Annotated in this window: 2 protein-coding genes; both read left to right on the top strand. The window is 75.9% G+C overall.

What is annotated here, in order from left to right:
- Window positions 1-167: 167 nt before the first annotated feature.
- Window positions 168-701 carry a crossover junction endodeoxyribonuclease RuvC gene (gene ruvC, locus ACFV0Q_RS41585; RefSeq protein ID WP_385013309.1) on the top strand — a complete coding sequence of 178 codons (534 nt, stop codon included), beginning with the start codon at window positions 168-170 and terminating at the stop codon, window positions 699-701.
- On the top strand, window positions 698-1,330 hold the full coding sequence (ruvA, locus tag ACFV0Q_RS41580; protein WP_385013307.1) for a Holliday junction branch migration protein RuvA: 633 nt from the start codon (window positions 698-700) through the stop codon (window positions 1,328-1,330). Before ruvC ends, ruvA begins: the two co-directional genes overlap by 4 nt.
- The last annotated feature ends 125 nt before the right edge of the window (window positions 1,331-1,455 follow it).

The raw sequence follows: 1,455 nt of genomic DNA, 5'->3' as shown, positions 1-1,455 counted from the left end.
CCCCGCAGCCCGCCTCCCCCACCTCCGCCGTCCCCGCCCCGCCCCTGCCCCCGGCCCACCCGTCCGCGCCACCCCACGGGGCCCCACGGTAACACCCCCCGTGCCCCCGCGGCATTGTCAGTACCACCCGATAGCCTGCTCGGACAGGAGATCGAGGGAGGGGTGCGGTGCGCGTACTCGGTGTGGACCCGGGGCTGACGCGGTGCGGCGTCGGCGTGGTCGAGGGTGTCGCCGGGCGGCCGCTGACCATGATCGGCGTGGGCGTCGTACGGACCCCCGCGGACGCCGAGCTCGGGCACCGGCTCGTCGCGATCGAGCAGGGCATCGAGGAATGGCTCGACGCCCACCGGCCCGAAGTCGTCGCCGTGGAGCGGGTCTTCAGCCAGCACAACGTCAGCACCGTCATGGGCACCGCCCAGGCCAGCGCCGTCGCCATGCTGTGCGCCGCCCGCCGCGGGATACCGGTCGCCCTGCACACCCCCAGTGAGGTCAAGGCGGCCGTCACCGGGAGCGGCCGGGCCGACAAGGCACAGGTCGGGGCCATGGTGACCCGGCTGCTGCGGCTGGCCGCCCCGCCGAAGCCCGCCGACGCCGCCGACGCCCTCGCCCTCGCCATCTGCCACATCTGGCGGGCCCCCGCCCAGAACCGACTCCAGCAGGCGGTCGCCCAGCACGCCGTCTCGAAAGGCCGTACCCGATGATCGCCTTCGTCAGCGGACAGGTCGCCGCGCTCGCCCCCACCGTGGCCGTCATCGAGGTCGGGGGAGTGGGCATGGCCGTGCAGTGCACGCCGAACACGATCGCGGGCCTGCGGACGGGCCAGGAGGCGAAACTCGCCACCTCCCTGGTCGTGCGCGAGGACTCGCTGACCCTCTACGGCTTCGCGGACGACGACGAACGCCAGGTCTTCGAGCTGCTCCAGACCGCCAGCGGGGTCGGGCCGCGGCTGGCCCAGGCGATGCTCGGGGCGCACAGCCCCGACGGGCTGCGGCTCGCGGTGTCCACCGGGGACGAGAAGGCGCTGATGGCCGTGCCCGGAATCGGCAAGAAGGGCGCCCAGAAGCTCCTGCTGGAGCTCAAGGGCAAGCTCGGGACCCCGCTGGGGGCCAGTGGCCTCGTCGGCGCCCAGCGGGCCGTCGCCGCCGGTCCGGCTCCGTGGACCGAGCAGCTCCAGGCCGCGCTGATCGGCCTCGGGTACGCGCCCCGGGAGGCGGAGGAGGCGGTCTCGGCCGTGACCCCGCAGGCGGAGGCGGCCCTAGCCTCCGGCGGCTCGGCCCCGGTCCCGCAGCTCCTCCGAGCCGCCCTCCAGTCCCTCAACCGCGCCCGCTGACGTGCGGCACCGCTCCTGGGGCTCCGCCCCCCCCCCCCCGCCCCCCCAAAAACCCCCCCCCCCCCCGGGGGGGGGGGGGGTTGGGGGGGGCGGGGGCAAAAGGGGGGCCGGGGTTGGCCCCACCA

This window comes from Streptomyces sp. NPDC059564 (assembly GCF_042735575.1).
Lineage (GTDB): Bacteria > Actinomycetota > Actinomycetes > Streptomycetales > Streptomycetaceae > Streptomyces.
Note: the sequence above shows the minus strand (reverse complement) of the source record. Positions and strands in the feature narration are given on the sequence as shown.

What these genes read in the sequence shown, in the direction of transcription:
- ruvA (WP_385013307.1), top strand. Translation starts at nt 698, where the DNA reads ATGATCGCCTTCGTCAGCGGACAGGTCGCCGCGCTCGCCCCCACCGTG.